The sequence below is a fragment of the Tessaracoccus sp. O5.2 genome (assembly GCF_964266725.1).
Classification (GTDB): Bacteria; Actinomycetota; Actinomycetes; order Propionibacteriales; family Propionibacteriaceae; genus Arachnia; species Arachnia lapidicapta.
The window spans coordinates 18,895-37,261 of record NZ_CAXWGV010000001.1 but is presented as its reverse complement, the minus strand read 5'-3'; the positions used below and the strand labels follow the sequence as shown (position 1 = coordinate 37,261).

The 18,367-nt window shown below is 69.8% G+C and carries 18 protein-coding genes and 1 other RNA gene; 4 read left to right on the top strand and 15 right to left on the bottom strand.

Annotated features, from left to right (window positions below; genetic code table 11):
* Positions 1–14: 14 nt before the first annotated feature.
* Complete coding sequence (locus ACFQPD_RS00185) at positions 15–866, bottom strand: PHP domain-containing protein (protein ID WP_068752063.1); 852 nt, start codon at positions 864–866, stop codon at positions 15–17.
* Between the two features lie 44 nt (positions 867–910).
* Here ACFQPD_RS00185 and ACFQPD_RS00180 point away from each other — a divergent pair, with 44 nt between their 5' ends.
* Positions 911–1,381 carry a DUF2505 domain-containing protein gene (locus tag ACFQPD_RS00180; protein ID WP_385897214.1) on the top strand — a complete coding sequence of 157 codons (471 nt, stop codon included), beginning with the start codon at positions 911–913 and terminating at the stop codon, positions 1,379–1,381.
* Here ACFQPD_RS00180 and ACFQPD_RS00175 read toward each other — a convergent pair.
* The gene (locus ACFQPD_RS00175) at positions 1,378–2,187 is read right to left on the bottom strand and encodes a Ku protein (protein WP_385897212.1); all 810 of its coding nucleotides are present in this window, start codon (positions 2,185–2,187) and stop codon (positions 1,378–1,380) included. The two genes, ACFQPD_RS00180 and ACFQPD_RS00175, sit on opposite strands and share 4 nt — an antisense overlap.
* Before the next feature lies 1 nt (position 2,188).
* Positions 2,189–2,671 carry a DUF6912 family protein gene (locus tag ACFQPD_RS00170; protein ID WP_385897210.1) on the bottom strand — a complete coding sequence of 161 codons (483 nt, stop codon included), beginning with the start codon at positions 2,669–2,671 and terminating at the stop codon, positions 2,189–2,191.
* Positions 2,672–2,723: 52 nt separating this feature from the next.
* Between ACFQPD_RS00170 and ACFQPD_RS00165 the strand changes: the two genes are divergently transcribed.
* The 3 genes from ACFQPD_RS00165 to ACFQPD_RS00155 all read left to right on the top strand — a co-directional run bounded on the left by ACFQPD_RS00165 (position 2,724) and on the right by ACFQPD_RS00155 (position 4,829).
* Positions 2,724–3,053 (top strand): hypothetical protein, encoded by a 330-nt coding sequence (locus tag ACFQPD_RS00165; RefSeq protein ID WP_353083188.1) that lies wholly within the window; start codon positions 2,724–2,726, stop codon positions 3,051–3,053.
* The gene (locus ACFQPD_RS00160) at positions 3,050–4,315 is read left to right on the top strand and encodes a hypothetical protein (protein WP_385897208.1); all 1,266 of its coding nucleotides are present in this window, start codon (positions 3,050–3,052) and stop codon (positions 4,313–4,315) included. The genes ACFQPD_RS00165 and ACFQPD_RS00160 overlap by 4 nt, the downstream gene beginning before the upstream one ends.
* Before the next feature lie 133 nt (positions 4,316–4,448).
* Positions 4,449–4,829 carry an Rv3235 family protein gene (locus tag ACFQPD_RS00155; RefSeq protein WP_385897205.1) on the top strand — a complete coding sequence of 127 codons (381 nt, stop codon included), beginning with the start codon at positions 4,449–4,451 and terminating at the stop codon, positions 4,827–4,829.
* Here ACFQPD_RS00155 and secA read toward each other — a convergent pair.
* The 12 genes from secA to ACFQPD_RS00095 all read right to left on the bottom strand — a co-directional run bounded on the left by secA (position 4,826) and on the right by ACFQPD_RS00095 (position 18,361).
* A complete protein-coding gene (secA, locus tag ACFQPD_RS00150; RefSeq protein WP_385897203.1) occupies positions 4,826–7,555 on the bottom strand; it encodes a preprotein translocase subunit SecA in 2,730 nt (909 codons plus the stop codon). The two genes, ACFQPD_RS00155 and secA, sit on opposite strands and share 4 nt — an antisense overlap.
* Before the next feature lie 148 nt (positions 7,556–7,703).
* On the bottom strand, positions 7,704–8,309 hold the full coding sequence (gene hpf / locus ACFQPD_RS00145; protein WP_385897200.1) for a ribosome hibernation-promoting factor, HPF/YfiA family: 606 nt from the start codon (positions 8,307–8,309) through the stop codon (positions 7,704–7,706).
* Positions 8,310–8,476: 167 nt separating this feature from the next.
* Positions 8,477–9,103, bottom strand: a complete 627-nt coding sequence (locus tag ACFQPD_RS00140; protein ID WP_068752070.1) for a ComF family protein — start codon at positions 9,101–9,103, stop codon at positions 8,477–8,479.
* Positions 9,104–9,151: 48 nt separating this feature from the next.
* Positions 9,152–10,843, bottom strand: coding sequence for a GerMN domain-containing protein (locus tag ACFQPD_RS00135; protein ID WP_385897198.1), 1,692 nt, complete (start codon positions 10,841–10,843; stop codon positions 9,152–9,154).
* Positions 10,840–12,318: an MtrAB system histidine kinase MtrB gene (gene mtrB, locus ACFQPD_RS00130; protein WP_141680110.1), complete on the bottom strand. Its 1,479-nt coding sequence runs from the start codon at positions 12,316–12,318 to the stop codon at positions 10,840–10,842. Before mtrB ends, ACFQPD_RS00135 begins: the two co-directional genes overlap by 4 nt.
* Before the next feature lie 64 nt (positions 12,319–12,382).
* A complete protein-coding gene (gene mtrA, locus ACFQPD_RS00125; RefSeq protein ID WP_078919542.1) occupies positions 12,383–13,084 on the bottom strand; it encodes an MtrAB system response regulator MtrA in 702 nt (233 codons plus the stop codon).
* 62 nt (positions 13,085–13,146) lie between these two features.
* On the bottom strand, positions 13,147–13,707 hold the full coding sequence (locus tag ACFQPD_RS00120; RefSeq protein ID WP_068752230.1) for a YqgE/AlgH family protein: 561 nt from the start codon (positions 13,705–13,707) through the stop codon (positions 13,147–13,149).
* 292 nt (positions 13,708–13,999) lie between these two features.
* Positions 14,000–15,184: a Fic family protein gene (locus ACFQPD_RS00115; RefSeq protein WP_385897193.1), complete on the bottom strand. Its 1,185-nt coding sequence runs from the start codon at positions 15,182–15,184 to the stop codon at positions 14,000–14,002.
* A 212-nt stretch (positions 15,185–15,396) separates the two neighbouring features.
* Positions 15,397–15,764: a transfer-messenger RNA gene (gene ssrA, locus ACFQPD_RS00110) on the bottom strand.
* Positions 15,765–15,778: 14 nt separating this feature from the next.
* Positions 15,779–16,372 (bottom strand): DUF1707 and DUF4870 domain-containing protein, encoded by a 594-nt coding sequence (locus ACFQPD_RS00105; protein WP_385897191.1) that lies wholly within the window; start codon positions 16,370–16,372, stop codon positions 15,779–15,781.
* A gap of 65 nt (positions 16,373–16,437) precedes the next feature.
* A complete protein-coding gene (gene smpB / locus ACFQPD_RS00100) occupies positions 16,438–16,920 on the bottom strand; it encodes an SsrA-binding protein SmpB (RefSeq protein WP_353080630.1) in 483 nt (160 codons plus the stop codon).
* 19 nt (positions 16,921–16,939) lie between these two features.
* On the bottom strand, positions 16,940–18,361 hold the full coding sequence (locus ACFQPD_RS00095) for a M23 family metallopeptidase (protein WP_385897187.1): 1,422 nt from the start codon (positions 18,359–18,361) through the stop codon (positions 16,940–16,942).
* Between the last annotated feature and the right edge of the window lie 6 nt (positions 18,362–18,367).

Here is an 18,367-nt window from a genome sequence, read left to right as displayed (position 1 = left end):
CCCAGCCTAGCGCCCTAGACGACGCCGCCTCGACGCCGGATCCGCGCCACCAGGTCGCGGTAGGCGGACGCGCGGGTGAGGTTGACGGCCAGCGGATTGCGCTTCTTCCCGAGCCCGTGATAATCGCTCGACCCGGTCCTGATCAGCCCGAGCCGGGCGCCCATCTCGAACAGCAGCGATCGCGTCTCGTCGTCGTGATCCGGGTGCTCGACCTCGATCCCCTCGAGTCCGTGGTCCCGGACGAGCGACTCGATGTAGGGCGCCGTCAACACGGCCCTGCCCTCGCGGCCCCAGGGATGTGCGAGGACTGCGACCCCCTTCGCGGCGTGCACGAGGTCGATGGCCCGCTCGAGCTGGCAGGCGTACCGGTGCACATAGCCGGGCCTGCCCTCCGCGATCCACAGCGCGAAGGCCTCGTCGCGGTCGCGCACATAACCCTTGGCCACCATGGCGTCGGCGACGTGGGGCCGACCGATGGCGGGGGCACCGTTGGCGGCCGCCATCACCTCGTCCACCGTCAGCGGCATCCCGGCCGCCGTGAGGCGCGCCACCATGGCCGGGAGTCGCTCGGTGCGACCGACCCGGATCCGGACGAGCTCGGCGTTGAGGTCGCGGTCGAACGGGTCGCATCCATAGCCCAGCAGGTGGACCGACGACCCCGTCTGCTCCGTCGAGATCTCGATGCCGCTCAGGACCTTGACCCCGATGCGTTTGCCGGCCTCCTGCGCTTCGGCAACGCCGCCGAAGGTGTCGTGGTCGGTCAGCGCGATGACGTCGAGTCCGGCCGCGTGCGCCTTCATGACCAGGCTCGTCGGGGTATCGGTCCCGTCACTGACCCTGGAATGGGTGTGCAGGTCGATCTTCATGCGGTCATCCTAGGGTCCCGGTGGGGGCGGCTACGCTGGCGGTCATGGATTTCGCGTACACGCACCAGTACCCCGCCGAGCCCGCCGCGGTCGTGGCCTTGCTGCGCACCAGGGAGTTCATCGACGACGTGGCTCGGCACGCCGGTGCCATCACGCACGAGGTGAGCATCGAGCCGGACGCCACGCGGCTCGAGATGAAGCTGCCCGTGCCCGGCAACCTCACCGCCTTCGTCGGCCAGGCCGTGTCGCTGACCCAGGTCTTCCGGTTCGGCGCTCCGGCGGCCGACGGCAGCGTGCGGGGCACCGTCGACGTCGACGTCCCCGGACTCCCCATCGACGTCAACGCCGACGCGCTCCTCACCCCGGAGGGCGCCACCACCCGCGGCTCCTACACCGGCGACCTGCGCGTCCGCATCCCCCTGGTCGGCAAGAAGGTCGAGGCCAACATCGAGCCGTTCATCCGCGAGGCGTTCGCGGGCCTGGAGCGTCGGGCCGCCGAGTGGCTCGGCCGCTAGCTGGCCGCGGCCTGCCCGGCGGCCTCGCGCCGCGCCTTGGCAGCCTCGACGGAGGCCTTGAGCGCGGCCATCAGGTCGACGACATCGCCGACGGGGGCTGAGGACTCCGACGGCGTCGGGGCCTCGGTGCCCGCGAGCTTCGCCTCGACGACCTCGAGCAGGGCCTCGCGGTAGGAGTCGGCGTACGCCTCGGGGTCGAACGTCCCCTCGAGCTGCGCGATGAGGAGCTTGGCCATCTCCAGCTCCGCGTCGGAGATCTTGACCTCCGACGACGGCGCGGCGAAGTCTCCGTCGCGGAGTTCGTCCGGCCAGTACATGGTGTGCAGCAGGAGCAGGTCGTCCTTGGGGCGGATCAGCGCCAACGATTCTCGCTGCCGCAGCGCCACCTTGACCACCGCCACCTTGTCCTCCTTCGCCAGTGCGTCGCGAAGCAGCACGTAGGGCTTCTGGCCGGTGGCCTCCGGTTCGAGGAAGTAGGTGCGCTGGAAGAACGTCGGATCCACCTCGTGCTCGGCCACGAACTGGACCACGTCGACGGTCTTGAGCGTGCTGAGGGGCAGGTTCGCGAAATCCTCGTCGGTGAGGATGGCCATCCTGCCGTCCGCCGATTCGTACCCCTTCGCGAGATCCGAGTAGGACACCACCTGGCCGCACTTCTCGCAGATCCGCTGCTGCCTGACCCGGCCCCCGTCCTCGGCGTGCACCTGCCGGAACGAGACGTCCTTGTCCTCCGTGGCGCCGTAGACCTTCACCGGGATCGTCACCAGGCCGAAGGACAGCGCTCCCTTCCAGATCGATCGTGGCATGTCACGCCCCTCCTCCGGTTGCGCGTCGGTACTCGACGACGTCGTTCCACAGCAGATCCTGACGCTGCAGCAGGTCCTGCACCTCCGGCAGTTCCCACGCCTCGTCGATGCTCAGGCCCCGCGCCGCGGCCGCGGCGGCGCCAACATCCGCGCCGGGCTCGTCGGCGAACCACGCCGTGATCGACCGCGTCGGACACACCTCCACCACGACCTCGCCGTTCGCGGAATCCTCACCGGGCCGCACCGTCGACGGGTCGACCTCGGCGACGATCACCAGCCGGGTCCCGTGACGGGCGAGGCCCGCCACCGACGCCAGCACCATCGCCGCGTGCTCGGCGTCCTCGGCCTCCCGCTCGGAGTAGCCGAGCTCGGCGAGGAGTTCGGGCGTGACGGTGTGCGCCGGACGCTCCCTCAGCGTCGTCGACCCGTCGAGCGCGCCCATGTCGTCGGCCGCGATCGGGATGAACACCAGTTGTCGCTCCACCCGACCAGCCTAGATGCAGCAGGGCGGGAATCGGAGTAGGTTCGACCGCGACATGATGCGCACGCTCGGACTTCTGTTGCTGCCGCCGCTGCTCCTGCTGGCCGGATGCGGCTCCCCGGACGCGGCTCCCGTGACGGTGGACCTCACGGTGACCGACCCGCCTGCGGCCACGCGGACGGTCGACGTGCCGCTCGGGGCGACCGTCACCCTGCGCATCACCACCCCCACCGACGACCGCGTGCACGTGCACGGCTACGAGATCGAGGCCGACCTTCCGGCCGGTGTCGCCACGGACGTGACCTTCGACGCGTCGATGGCGGGGACCTACGAGGTGGAGTCCCACGTGACCGACGCAGTCTGGCTCGATCTGGTCGTGCGGTGATCCCGCTCCACGGCATCGCCTCACGCGGGGATCTCCCGCTGCCGTTCGAGTTGGTCCTGGCGGGTGCCGCCGGCGCGTTGGTGGTCACCTTCTGGGTCGCCCTGTTCGCGTGGCGCACCCCGCGGTTCCGTGATCAGGCCGGGATCGAACTGCCGCGGCTGACCCGCGTCGTCGACTCGCCGTGGTTCTCGCGGCCGCTCCGGATCGCCGTGGGGCTGGTGTGGCTGGTCGCGGCGTTGGCACTGAGCTTCGGGCAGGACCGCATCGACAACCCCGTCTTCGGCTTCGTGTACGTGCTGGTCTGGGTGGGTCTCGTCCCCGTCTCGCTGCTCTTCGGCGGCGTCTACCGGCGCACCAATCCGCTCCGGCTGCTCCTCAGGTTCACGGGGGCGACGGCTCCGCCGGGGAGCCGGCCCGGCGGCTCGCGGCTTCCCGCAGCCGCTGCGCTGCTGGGCTTCCAGTACTTGGAGCTCGTGCAGCCGGACGGTGCGACGCTGCCCGTCCTGCGGGGCTTCGCAGCGGCATGGGTGGCCTGGGTGGTGGCCGGCGTCCTGGTCCGGGGCCAGACGTGGATCGCACGCGCCGATCCGTTCGAGGCCTACGCCTCCGCCATCGCACGTGTCTCCCCCTGGGCCCGCACCCGCAGAGGCGTTCTCCTGCTGGTGAACCCACTGCGCAACCTGGCCTCCTGGCATCCGCCGCGACACCTCGCGGTCCTCGCAGCGGTGCTCCTGGGTGGCACGCTGTTTGACGCCCTCTCCAACACCTCCTGGTGGGTCCGTTCCACGCAGGACCTCGCGGGGTGGGCCGGCTGGCTGGCCGCGACCGCCGGTCTCCTCGGTGCGGTCACACTCATCGGCGCCCTGTTCCATCTCGGCACCCGGCCCTACCGCGGACTCGGCCCCGATCAGCTGGCACCGGGGCTCATCCCGCTGGTGGCGGGCTACGCGCTCGCCCACTACGGCACGATGCTCTACCTCGACGGGCAGCGCACGCTCTTCCGATTCAGCGACCCGCTGGGCCAGGGCTGGGACCTGTTCGGTCTCGCGGAGGCGGCGCCGGCCACGGGGCTCTTCGCGTATCCCACCGCGATCGCCGTCGCCCAGGTGCTCACCATCGTGACGGGGCACGTCGCGGGGGTGCTCGTGACGCACGACATCGCGCTGCGCTCCGGGGAGCAGCGGGTGGCCGTGCACGTGCCGCTGCTGGCGGTGATGGTGGTGTTCACCGTCGGCGGTCTCACGCTGATGTTCGGGGGCTGACCGGCCGAGCTGTTGTCCGCCGCTGCGCGGGTGTTGTCCGGAGCGCCGGAGGTGTTGTCAGGTCGGGGGCAGGTGTTGTCTGGGCCACGCGGGGGCGCGGGGAGCCCGGACGCCCGTCACTAGCGTCCACGGCATGAGCCTCCCCAGACCCGTGAGCATCGTGTCCCGCCCAGCGCCGGCGCAGCCGGTCCGCGCGCCGCGCCAGGCGTTGTCCCTGGCCGGCGCCGTCGTCGAGACCATCCTGGGGCGTCGGCCCCTGCATCAGCTCAGACCGCACCTGAGCGGCCACGCCTTCCTCAGCCTGGCGCGCTACGTCGAAGACCCACATCTGCGACGGGCGGCCATCCGCCGCGTTCGCTCCCAGATGCCCACCGAACGGGCCGTCGAGGCGAGCGTGACGCTCGACCTCGACGGGCGGGCGCTGTCGTGCGTGCTGCGCCTGGACGTCCATCGCGGGTCCTGGCGCTGCACGCACCTGACGGTGCTGACCCCGCCCGGTGCCGTCGCGGCTTAGCTGGCGCGACCGTGGCAGACCTTGTACTTGCGACCCGAGCCGCAGGGGCAGGGCTGGTTGCGCCCGACCTTCTCAGTGCCGGGGCCGGCCACGTCCGCCGTCGTGGTGACTTGGCCGGTCTCGTTGGGTGCCGAGTAGTTGAGATGGGCGTCGGCGTGCCGCTCCAGGCCCTTGGCCAGGGGCACGTCCGGCGCGGGGACCTGGACGGGCGCGCCCTCGGCGTCGCGGACCAAGCCCACCTCGAGCGCGGGCTCGGCCGGGCGCACCTGGACCTGCAGGTTGAACAGGAAGCCCACGACCTCCTCCATGAAGGCGTCCATCATGGCGGTGAACATGTCCCCGCCCTCCCGCTGGTACTCGACCAGCGGATCGCGCTGTGCCATGGCCCGCAGCCCGATGCCCTCGCGCAGGTAGTCCATCTCGTACAGATGCTCGCGCCACTTGCGGTCGAGGACGGTGAGGAGCACCTGGCGCTCGAGTTCGCGCATGGTCGCCTCGCCGAGCTCGGCCTCCCGCGCGTCGTAGGCACGCAGTGCGTCGTCGACGAACAGCTCCACCATCTCGTGCTGCTCGGGCAGTTCTTCGTCGACGACGGCCGGGTCGACGCTCACCGGGTACAGGGTCTTCAGTTCGGTGAACATCGTCTCGAGGTCCCAGTCCTCCGGCAGGCCGCTCGTGTGGGCCCGCACGACATCGGCCACGACCCGGCGCACGTTCGCGCGCAGTTGCTCGGAGACGTCGGCGCCGTCCAGGACGCGGCGACGGTCGCCGTAGATGGCGTGCCGCTGCCGGTTGAGGACGTCGTCGTACTTGAGGACGTTCTTGCGCATCTCGAAGTTCTGGCCCTCGACCTGCTTCTGCGCGCTCTCGATGGACTTCGACACCGACTTCATGTCGATGGGCACGTCGTCGGGAACCTTCATCATGAGCAGCGCCCGCTCCAACAGCTCGGGGCGGAACAGCCGCATCAGGTCGTCGCTGAGGGAGAGGTAGAAACGGCTCTCACCCGGGTCGCCCTGGCGGCCCGAGCGGCCGCGCAGCTGGTTGTCGATGCGCCGGGACTCGTGCCGCTCTGACCCGACGACGTAGAGCCCTCCCAGCGCGACGACCTCGTCGTGCTCGGCCCGGACCTGCTCCTCCAGGGCGGTGAGGGTCTCGCCCCACCGGGCCTCGTACTCGTCGGGCGTCTCGTGGGGGTCGAGGCCCGCCTTGCGCAGCTGCAGGTCGGCCAGGAACTCGGGGTTGCCACCCAACATGATGTCGGTGCCGCGTCCCGCCATGTTGGTGGACACGGTGACGGCACCCTTGCGACCGGCCTCCGCGACGATGGAGGCCTCCCGCTCGTGATGCTTGGCGTTGAGGACCTCGTGCCGCACGCCGGCGCGCTTGAGGAGACCGGACAGGAGCTCGGACTTGGCGACCGACGCCGTGCCGATCAGCACGGGCTGACCCGCCTCGTGGCGCTCGACGACGTCCTTGACGATGGCCTCGTACTTGGCCTCCTGCGTCCGGTAGATGAGGTCGGGCTGGTCGATGCGGATCATGGGGCGGTTCGTCGGGATCGGGATGACGCCCAGGCCGTAGATCTTCTGGAACTCGGACTCCTCCGTCTTCGCCGTACCCGTCATGCCGGCCAGCTTCGAGTACATGCGGAAGAAGTTCTGCAGGGTGATGGTGGCGAGCGTCTGGTACTCGTCCTTGATCCGCACGCCCTCCTTGGCCTCCAGGGCTTGGTGCAGGCCTTCGTTGTAGCGTCGTCCCGCCAGGGTGCGGCCGGTGTGCTCGTCGACGATGAGCACCTCGTCGCCGGCGATGACGTAGTCCTTGTCCCGCTTGAACAACTCCTTCGCCTTGATGGCGTTGTTGAGGTACGAGATGAGCGGGGTGTTGGCGGACTCGTAGAGATTGTCGATGCCGAGACGGTCCTCGACCTTCTCGATGCCGGGGGCGAGGACGGCGATGGTGCGCTTCTTCTCGTCGACTTCGTAGTCGACGTCGCGGACCAGCGTCTTCGCGAGCTTCGAGAAGACCGGGTACCACTCGTGGGTGTCTTCGGCTGGGCCGGAGATGATGAGCGGGGTGCGGGCCTCGTCGATGAGGATGGAGTCGACCTCGTCGACGATGGCGTAGTGGTGCCCGCGCTGGACGAGGTCGTCGCGGCGCAGGGCCATGTTGTCTCGCAGATAGTCGAAGCCGAACTCGTTGTTGGTGCCGTAGGTGATGTCGGCGTTGTAGGCGGCGCGACGCTGCTCGGGGGTCATCGACGCGAGGATCGCCCCGACCTCGAGCCCCAGGAAGTGGTGGATGCGGCCCATCTGCTCGGACTGGTACTTCGCAAGGTAGTCGTTGGTGGTGACGATGTGGACGCCCTCACCGGTCAACGCGTTGAGGTAGGCCGGCAGTGTGCCGACCAGCGTCTTGCCCTCACCGGTCTTCATCTCGGCGATGTTGCTCCAGTGCAGCGCGGCCCCACCCATGAGCTGCACATCGAAGTGCCGCTTGCCGAGCACACGCACCGACGCTTCGCGGACGACGGCGAAGGCCTCCGGCATGATGCGGTCCAAAGACTCGCCGTCGGCGATGCGCGCCCGGAAGGTGTCGGTCTCCCCCCGCAGCTCCGCGTCCGACATGGCCAGGAAGTCCTCTTCGATGGAGTTGACCTGATCGGCCACCTTCTGGAGCTTGCGCAGCTGTGCTCCCGAACCAAGGCCGCTCAGAAAATCCATGACACCCATGAAGAGGTTCCTCACCTTCCGCGTCCACCGCGACGTCCACGGCGATACCGCTGGCCATCCTAACGCCAGCGGCAAAGGGGCGGAGACCGCCGTGCCCCGGCCGGGGGCCGGGGCACGGGGTTGCTCGTCGGTGTCGGACTCAGGAGACGTTCAGGTGGATCACGCCGTAGTTGTAGGCCTTGCGCCGGTAGACCACCGACGGGCGCCCTGTGTCGGCGTCCTGGTAGAGGAAGAAGTCGTGCCCGACCAGTTCCATCTCGTCCAGCGCCTGGGCGAGGGTCAGCGGGGCCGTGCTGAACTCCTTCTCGCGCACGACGAGAGGGCCGTCGCCCGTCACGACCAGGCCTGCCACGGAGTGTGTCTCCACGCCGTCGCCGTTGAGGCCCTCGTCCTCCATGGGGGTCGCGACGACGTCCGGGACGGCCGCGGCCCGGAGCCCACGGTGGGTCTTGCGCCGGTCGGCCGCCTTGCGCAGCTGGCTCTTGAGTCGGTCGAGGGCCGTCTCGAAAGCCTGGACCTTGTCGTTCGAGCGGGCCTCGGCCCGCACGACGGGTCCGCGGCTGCGGAGCGTCAGCTGCACCTCGACGGCGTCTGAGGGGTCCTTGGTTCCCTCGGAGGCATGGAACTCGACCTCGACGCGAATCACCCTGTCCCGCAATCGCTCGATAGTGGCCAGCCGCTCGGTGACCAGTTCCTTCAGCTCGGGATTGATCGTGCAGTGCCGACCTGTGACGACGATGTCCATCGTTCCTCCGTCTGTCGTGGGGCCTGTCGGCCCATCTCGGCCGTGCCCGGTGCCTTCCGGGGCACGGATGGCACAAGCCGCAGGGTCCCCGTTGAACGGGCCTGCGGCTTCTCCATGAATCAACGCTACCCCCATCGAACAACCCTGTCAGGAGCGAAACGAGATCCTCAGGCATAGTCGGCGTCCGCGATGACCGCCGCTCCCACAACGACGACGCCCGCGGCGCGCAGCGCCCGGACCGCCTCGCGCAGCGACGCGCCCGTGGTGACGACGTCGTCGACGACCACGACGGGCCGCGGGCTCGGGCGGCCCGCCATCGACCCGGCCAGGTTGGCCGCGCGGGCCTCACGGCCGAGTTCCTCCTGGTCCCGACCCGAAACCGCGCGGACCAGCAGCGTCGCCGTAGGCAGGCCGAGGCGACGGGCGGCTCCCCGGGCCAGCCTGAGCGCGTGGTCGTCGCCTCGGGCGCGCACCGCCGATGGCCGGGACGGGACGGGCGTGAGGATGGTCCCGTGCGGCGGCGAGAGGCCGGCGACGGCGCGGGCGAGCAACTCCGACAACATTCCGGCCAGATGGAGGGCTCCGTCGTCCTTGTAGCGCGGCACGACGTGGTTGAGCACCGGTCGGTAGGCGCAGGCCGCGGTCAGGGGTGTCTCGAGGCCGCGGTCGAGGTGGCGGACTGAACCCTCCAGCGCCTCGAGGCAGTCGCGGCAGAGGCCCCACCCCGGCGCGCGGCACCCGGGGCAGGCCGCACCCAGGAGGAGGTCGGCGGCAGCGTCGATGAATCTGTGCATGGCGTCATGGTGGGCGGCGTCCTCGCCCGGTCACCACTGTCCACAGCCTCAGCTGGCGTAGGCGATGGCGGCGATGTCCTCGGCGAGTCGCGTCCATCGGGTGCGGGCCTCGTAGCGCCAGACCGTCCCCGCAGCCGTCCTGGTGGCGATGGCCCCGCCTCCGAGGCGGGCGTTGGCGGTCAGCCCGGCGACGTCGCCGGAGAACGGCCCGAGCTCCTCGACGAGCGAGCCGTCGATCTCGACCGAGTAGACCGAGCGCAGCCCGTCGCTGGTGGCCGCGACCGCGAGGGAGGTCTCCGCCTGCCAGGCCACCGCGGAGACGTCGGTGAGCGACTGCCCGGACGTGTCCACCATGGGCAGCGGCGCCCATCCCGTGACCGTGACGGGCGTCGTCGGCAACACCTGGGCCATGCCCAGCCGGCCGGTGTCGTCTGACCCGACGAGGAGGGCGATCCTGGCCCGGGCCGGTGACACCGCGAACTCCAGGACCTCCAGGCCCACGGGCAGATCGAGGGACACCTGCTCGACAGAGCGCTGCCGGTCCACCGTCAGCAGCACGGGGCGGCCGGACGGTCCGTCGGCGAGCAACCAGAGGACCCCCAGAGAGAAACTGGGCGATCTGAGGTTCGTGTAGCCCGTCTCCACCCGGGTGAGCTCGGACCCGGGCGCGCCGACGGCCAGCACGGTGCGGGAATCGTCGATGATGGCGGCCTCGCCGTCCAGGGACACCGCGATATCGGCGACCGGCAGGTCGACGTTGCGCCATCGCTCGACCTGGCCGTCGCCCGTCAACCGGCCCGGGGCGCCGTCGTCGACGGCGAAGAGATCGACCGAGGCGGCCCGGGACAGGATCTGGTAGCCCTGCTGCCCGGCGAGCTCGAGCACCCCGTCGGCACGGCTCCCCGGCAGGATGAACGGAACCCCGTCGTTGGTGACCACCAGCCCTGTGGCGCGGGGGATGGCCGTGAGCGACCACATGAGTTGGGCACCCAGCCTGCGGCGCGCGTCGTCGCCGAGCCGCTCGGACAGGCCGGCCAGGTCCACAGTGACGACGCCGTCGGAGTTGAGGCTGGCTCCGGCGGCCCCCAGCCTGACTCCGTTGGGCAGCGCGTTCGACACCGCCTGGGCGACAGTAGGCGACGGGCCCGCGAGGAGGGCCTCGACGATCGCCTCCGGGGTGACGCTGGTCTCCGGCAGGTGGATCGGATCCGGCACCACGTGCCCGCCGGCCCGGGCCAGGTAGTACAGGGTGACCCGCTGGTAGTAGCGCTCGAAGATGTAGCGGGTGAGGAGCAGCCCGGGTGGTGGCGCCGCGATGCGCCACTCCCCGTCGAGCTCCGTGAGCGTGAACTGGTGCACGAACGGCGCGGCGGCGGCGGTGTAATGCCCGTGCAGGTCCAGCGTGCCGAGCCGCTGGCCCGTCAACGAGGCCATCTCGCCGTCGCCGGTGACGGTGGCGTCGACGACGGTGGCCGACGCGGGGTCCCACTCCTCGGCGGCGGCCGGGGTCAGGTACTGGCGGGCGACGGCGTAGTCACCCTCCGGCGCGGCCATGGCCTGGAGGAAACCCTCGACGAGTCGCGCGGGCGCCACCCCTGCCTCGGGCGGCTGCGGGGCGATGTCGATGCCGCGGGGCTGGGTGGAGACCGGCACCTCCTCGATGGGGCCGGCCGTGGGGATCCCGGTGCATCCGGCGGACAGCAGCACCAGCAGCATGATCAGAGCTCCGAGCGGTCTCATCTGCCGACCTCCAGCTGATCGTCGTCGAGGGGGATGACGGGCAGGGGCGACGCGGACAGATCGTGCTCCGGATCGCGCGGCACGGTGAGCCGGAACTGGGCGCCGCGGCCGGGCCTCCCCCAGGCCGTGAGCCAGCCTCGGTGCAGCCGGGCGTCCTCCATGGAGATGGCCAACCCGAGCCCGGAGCCACCGACGATCCGGGTTCTGCTGGGATCGGCCCGCCAGAACCGGTCGAACACCCGTGCGGCGTGCTCGGCCTCGAAGCCCACGCCGTGGTCGCGGACCGTGACGGCGACGGCGTGCTCATCGGCCGCGACCACCACATCCACCGGCCTGCCCTCCGCGTGCTCGATCGCGTTGGTGATGAGGTTGCGCAGGATCCTGCGGATCCGACGCGAGTCGACCATCGCGGTGGTGTCCCGGCCGCGCCGCTGCAGGCTGAGGGGGACCCCTGCTGCCTCAGCCATCGCCCGCGCGGCCGCGACCTCCGACTCGACCAGCGCCGCGACGTCCATGTCCTCGAGCGTGAGCACGGCGGCGCCCGCGTCGAACCGGGAGATCTCCAGCAGGTCGGCGAGCATCGCGTCGAAGCGCTCGATCTCGCTGTGCATCAGCTCGGCGGAGCGGGCGGTGAGCGGATCCAGCGCGTAGCGGGAGTCGTGGATCATGTCAGAGGCCATCCTGATGGTGGTCAGGGGCGTGCGCAGCTCATGGGACACGTCGCTGACGAACCGCTGCTGCAGCGTCGAGAGGGTCTCCAGCTCGCGGATCCGCTGCTGCAGCTGGGCCGCCATGCGGTTCATGGACTTCGCCAGGCTCGCCAGGTCGTCGGTGCCGCGCACGGCCATCCGCTCGCCCAACTCCCCCGACGCCAACCGCAGCGCCGTCTGACTGGCCCGGCGCACCGGTCGCACCACCTGGTGCGTCACCAGGTAGGCGACGAGGGCGAGAGCCGCCGCCAGAGCCACACCGGTCCCGGCCACGGCGCCCTGCAGGACGCGCAGCGTCTGGGTCTCCGTCGTCATGGGGAAGATGTAGTAGACGGGATACCGCTCCCCCGTCGCCCCCACGAGCGCGGAGCCGATCGCCCAACCGGGCTCGGGAGCCACCCCGGGATCGGTGAAGACGACCTGGGTCGGCGTCACGAACATCCCCTCCGACGACTCCACGCGCTCGACGAGATCGGTGGGGACGGACTCGGAGCGGATGCCGGTGGACACCAGGCGTGACGTGGGGCCCTCGATGACCACGCGGTACTGGGCGGCCTGGGCGTCTGCCAGGTCGGCCAGGCGGTTGAGCGCCTCGTGGACGGCGACGCCCCGGTTCTCCGGGCTGCGCAGCTGGGCCTGCATGAACGCGTACACGCCGGCCGCTTCGTTGAGCGACGCGCTCTTCTTGGCGGCCACGACGCCCGCCGTCGCCTGCTGGAGCAGGACGACGCCAGCGAGGACCATGAGGAGCATCGACAGGCCCAGGGTGGAGATGAGCACCCGCAGCGGCAGCGACCGCCACCACAGTCGGCGCACCCCGCCCTGGGTCCTACGCCCTCGGCTCACCGGCCCGGTACCCGATTCCCCGCACGGTGACGACGATCTCGGGGTGTTCCGGATCCTTCTCCACCTTCGATCTCAACCGCTGCACGTGGACGTTGACCAGCCGCGTGTCCGCCGAGTTGCGGTAGCCCCAGACCTCGTCGAGAAGCGCCTCGCGGGTGAAGACGTGTGACGGCCGCTTGGCCAGCGCGAGCAGCAGATCGAACTCCAGCGGCGTCAGCGACAGCTGCATGCCGCCGCGCCGCACGGCGTGTGAGGACACGGAGATGGTCAGGTCCCCGATGGTGAGAGTGTCGGCGCCCGATTCCTCCTGCGAGCGACGCAGCCGGGTGCGGATCCGGGCCACCAGCTCTTTGGCCTTGAACGGCTTCGCCACGTAGTCGTCCGCGCCGGCCTCGAGGCCCGCGACGACGTCCGCGGTGTCGGACTTGGCCGTCAACATGACGATCGGCACGCCGGATTCGGCGCGGATGTCGCGGCAGACCGCGACACCGTCGCGGCCGGGCAGCATGAGGTCGAGGAGCACGAGATCGGGACGCGCCTGCCTGAACTCGGCGACGGCGGCGTCGCCCGTGGAGCAGCGGACCGTGTCGAAGCCTTCCTGCCTCAACACGATCTGCAACATCTCCGACAGCGCCGCGTCATCGTCGACGACGAGGATGCGCGCCTTACCTCTCGGGTCGCTCACACCGATCTCCTCTTGCGTTCGCGTCCATGGTAGCCAGCCACGACGCCGTGACAGGCCAATGCCTAGTTGAGCGCCGGTTCGTCGGTCCAGGTCGACCACCTGCCCGGCGCGCCACCGACGCGGCGCAGGACCCGGCGCCAGAGACCTTCGGGGGTGCCGAAGACGTCTTCGGCGTGCGCGGTCGTCCGGAACCACGATCCGCGGATCAGCTCGTTCTCCAGCTGTCCGGGTGACCATCCGGACAGCCCGACGAACAGCCGCAGCTGGTTGAACGACGACCCGACGAGCTCAGGGGGGAAGTTGAGGTCGACGACGCCGATGTGCGGAGCGATGGCCTGCCACCCTGGTGGCGGGGCCGTCGGCGTGGCCGGCTCTCCGAGCGCAACGACCACGTCGGGATTGACGGGGCCGCCCTCGAACAGCGCCACTGGCGGACTCATGTGGTCGCGGAAGGCCTCGTGCACCCCCGAGACCGGCAGCTCCGACAGCCGCGTCAGGCAGACCCCGATGGTGCCTTGAGGGTTGTGTTCGAGCAGCAGGATGACGGACTGGTCGAAGTAGCCGCCACGCCCGGGCTGCGTGGCCACGAGCAACTGCCCGGCGGCGATCGCTCCCGTGTGCATCACGAGACCCACTCTATCCGCCCGGAACGACGACGCATCCGTCCTCGACGGGGCGCGGGCTGCCGGCGCCCCCGCACCAGCTCAGAGATTGCGTCCCGTTGTGTGGTGGGCTTTCGGGATAATCCCCGGCCTCACGCTTCGCCGCAGGTGATGGCGGGGGACTGTCAGATGAACGGTGGATCTGGTCTGTTTTCTACCAGGGCTACACCACTAGTGACTTAACTCAGCGCGGCTTGTGAATGCGGTCCTGACAAGGTCCAAAACCTAGACGGGTTGACACGATTCGAACACGTCAGCCACTGCTGAACGTTCGTCGTCCTGCCCGTTCGGCGAACCGGTCAAGCGCCGAGAGCAGGCCTGGGACGGTCCAGACCCTGACGCCACCAATGGGCTTCTCGACACGTAACACCCCGGTCGCGACCAGACGGTCAAGGATTCGGTAAACGCTGGGCACCGGTACTCCAAGATCGGCCACCATCTCGGCGGTGAGCGCCGGCTCGGCCGAACACAGATCCGCGACCTTCATCAGATTCGCAGTCCGTCGGTCAGCCGTGGCCAGAATGCGGTCGCGGAGATCGTTGATGTCAGAACGCAGGATGTTTGCATTCTCGATAGCCCGACGACTGGCCTCGACGAAGGCCTCCACGATGGGCACCAGGTCTCCGCGCCGGTAAGCGGTCAGCGCCGCGAAGTACTCGCCCGTGTCCGCCAGGAGGCCCGACGAGATCGGCACCGTCATCCGCGGAGACACCCCACGATGCCGAAGAATCGACGACACGAGAGCCCGACCGGTTCTCCCGTTGCCATCGGTGAACGGATGAATGGTCTCGAACTGAGCGTGCGCGACCGCTGCCTGCACCATGGGCTGCAGATCGGTACGGCGCGCGAACGCACACAGATCGCCGATCGCGGACTCCACCTGGTCATGCGGGGGCGCCACGAACGTGGCGGTCACCGGGGACCGGCCCCCGACCCACACGCTCTGGTCGCGGAACCTGCCGGCATTGGCCGGGTCATCCCCACCATTGAGACGCTCATGCATTGCCCTGATCGTGTTCGGGCTGATCCTGTCGGCCAGCTCGATCGCTGCCCGCATCGCGTCGGTGTTGGCCGCGATCATCACCGCGTTGGCTCCGGTCCTGCCGCCCAGCGACGCCAGGGCGATCGCCCGCGCCCCGGCGGTCAGGTTCTCGATCTGCGAACTCGAGGCGGACTCGGTGCGCAGCAGGACCGACGCGAACGGGACGCCCCAGGACGCCGATTCGGCGTCGAACGCCCGGATGTCTGCACAGACCTGGTCCGCTTCGCCCGCCAGCGCCGGATCCACGCGTGGTGCGAGGTCGCCGATGACCGCAGGAACCGCAAACCGGAAGGTGCCCCGGTTCAATGCACGCTGGCGCCTGCTGGCAGCAGGATCGTCGGCGTGCCACGTCGCCTCGATGTATCCGACACCCGGCCAGACGTCCCCGTTCTCCATATGCTCCACGTCCTCCTAATGAGAGAATCACAGCCGACTATTCTCATTAGCACCACTGTTGAGAGAATACCAGTGTCCATTCTCACTAGCGTCCTGAGGGTGCCTCCAGGGGTCGACCGATGAGTGAGGAGTTCCTCCGTGGCCGCCTCCTCACAGCGCAACATGGCTCTGACAAGGAGAAAGGGGCCGTCAGCGAACTGTCGGCCCCCCGGGGGTGGAGGTGGCGGGAATTGAACCCGCGTCCTCGAGAGGTGAACCAGGGCTTCTCCGGGTGCAGCTGACTAATCGTTCTACTCGGCTCTTGCACTCACGTCAGCATGTCGCAAACGAGCCCAGCTTCAGTAAAGTCCCGAACCGCCCCTGAAACCCAGGCGGCTCAGCAAGCCTTCTAAATGAGGCCAGTCACCGGACGGAAGGCACGTCCGGGCTGACCGTTCGGTCGCTGATCAGGCAGCGAGAGCGAACTGTGCGCGGTTGTTTTCGGCACTTATTGGTTTCCATGCGTCGTTAACGAGATAAGCATGGATCCTCGACCCGCTTCCCCTGGAACTACCGTCCCAAGTCGAAACCAGTCACCCCCCTGTTGAGTTGTACCTACCCAGTGTAGCGCGGACCGCCCAGTTCCCCGCGCGGCGCCTGTGGCCGGGCCAGCAGGAACCGCTGAGCGCTGCCGGTGCCGGAGCAGCCGTTGAACGCGCGCACGCCCGCGGCGATCGTGAAGCCGAACCACGCCAGCCAGGCCAGGCCGACGAGCTCCCCCACGCCGAGCAAGATCCCCAGCACGGTGGCGACCGCGCCGACGACCAGCATGGTGATCTGGAGGCTGAGCGCGCGGGCCGCCTCCCACCAGACCCTCGACCCGGGAGCGGAGACGGCCTTGACCACCGCGGGACCCACGAAGGAGGTGAACAGCGCCGACAGGTGCGTGAGTCCGGCCGCGACGTTGGCCGCGGGCGCGGGCTTCCCCGGCCGCGGGGGGCGGAACGGCGCGGGCGCGATGCGCGCCAGGCCGGCGAGCGAGCGATTGAGTTCGAGGCGGTCCCGGGCGGCCAGCGCCTGGTCCAGGCGGCGGTCCAGCTGGGCCTCGTCGAGCAGGCCCTGCGCGTAGCAGGCCTGGAGGTGAGCCACCGCACGGTCTCGCTGCTGGTCGGTGACCTGGGTGAGGGGGCTCATGGGATGCGACGTCATGGTCTCCATTGTCCTCCGCGTCGCACCCCGGACCCACCCGGCGGTCCCCTGACCGGACCCCGGTTCTATCCCCGGTTGTAGCGGTTTCGGCTCGCCAGCGCCCGCTCGGCCTCGCGCTTGGCGTCGCGTTCGGCGATCGTCCTGCGCTTGTCCCAATCCTTCTTGCCCGTCGCAACCGCGATCTCGACCTTCGCGTAGCCGTCGTTGAAGTAGATCGAGAGCGGAACCAGCGTCGTCCCGGCGCTGCCCATCTCGCGGGTGATCTTCGCGATCTCCTTGCGGTGCAGCAGCAGCTTGCGGGTCCGTCGGGCTGAGTGGTTGCGCCAGGTGCCGAACTCGTACTCCGGGATGTGTGCGTTGATCAGCCAGGCCTCGCCGTTGTCGTCGACGGTGGCGTAGGCGTCTAGCAGCGTGGCCCGCCCGGCGCGCAGCGTCTTGACCTCGGTGCCGGTGAGCACCAGCCCGGCCTCGTACACGTCACCGATGTGGTAGTCGTGCCTGGCCTTCTTGTTCTGCGCGATCAGCCTGCGTCCGGTCTCCCTGGGCATTCGCCCAGTATGGCACGGGTCAGCCGAACCACTTCGCCAGCGGATTCACGACCGAGCCGTCCTCCCACACCATGAGGTGCAGGTGGCACCCGGTGGAGTAGCCGGTGTTCCCGACGTAGCCGATGACCTGGCCGCGGGACACGCGCTGACCCACGCGCACGGTGTACCGCGACGCGTGGTTGTAGCCGGTGGTGACGTAGTCGCCGTCGAGGAGACCGTGGTCGATCATGAGGCGGTTGCCGTAGCCGGAGTTGTAGTAGCGCTCGCTGACCACACCGTCCTCGGCGGCGCGGATGGGCGTGCCACAGGACGCGCCGAAGTCGGTGCCGTCGTGGAGCTTCCAATAGCCGAGCACCGGGTGCAGGCGCATGCCGTAACGCGAGGTGATGCGGGCACCCACGGGCATGAGGAACCGGGACGTGGGCGCGGCAACGGCGGGACGCGAGACGGTGCTGGTGGATCGGCTTGTGCTGGCTGCCGCCTTGGCCGCTGCTGCCTTGTCCGCGGGGGCCTTGGCGGCAGCGTCGCGCGCTGCCTTCTCGCGGGCGGCCTTCTCCCGTGCGGCTTTCTCGGCCGCGGCCTTCTTGGCGGCGGCGATCCGCGCCTGGATGCGCGCCTCCACGGAGGCGGCCTCCTGCTGAAGCGCGGCCTGCCGCGCCTCCTCGGCCGCCAGTTGTCCCTGGGCTGCCTGCTGGGCGGCTGCGGCTTCCTCCACCAGAAGCGCGACCTCCGTCCGCAACGCGGCCGCCTCGTCGACGGCGGCCTGCCGGGCGCGGAGCTGCTCGGCCGCGGCCTGACGTGCGGCGTCGGCCGTGTCGCGGGCGGCGTCAGCGGCCGCCTGTGCGTCCTCGAGCGCCAGGCGCCGCATCTCTAGCTCGTCCAGCTGCTTGGCGGAGGAATCGAACAAGGTCTGGGCCAGCTGCGCCCGCTGGTTGAGGTTGCTGGTGGTGACGTCGGTGAACAGCAGCGCCAGGTTGAGGAGGCCGTCGCTCTGCTGCGTGGTGACCAGCACCTCCTCGTTGATGCGACGGTTGACCGATTCCAGCGCGGCGAGGGCGGCGGCTACGTCGGCCTCGGCCTTTCCGAGCGCGATCTCGGCGGCCTCGAGTTCCGCCGCGCGGAGTTCGTCCAGCGCCTGGGCGTCGCGCTCGGCGGCCTCGGCCTTCGCCAGCTTCGCCTCGGCGGCCGCCAGGTTCGCCTTGGCCTCGTTGTGCCGCCCGACGGCTGCCGAGAGGTCCGCGTTGGCGTCTTCGACGGCGTCGCTCTGCGCGGCCATCTCCTGCTGCAGCTGGGACTTGCGGTCATCGAGCTCGTCGGCTTCGGCGGGCACACCGAAGGCGGTGATCATGGACAAGGCGGCGACGGTGGCGGCGATGCCACGGGCGAACCGGCCTGTGAGTGGGCGGCTGGTGACGGGCCTGGGGGGAAGATCCCGGTTCACGCTGGT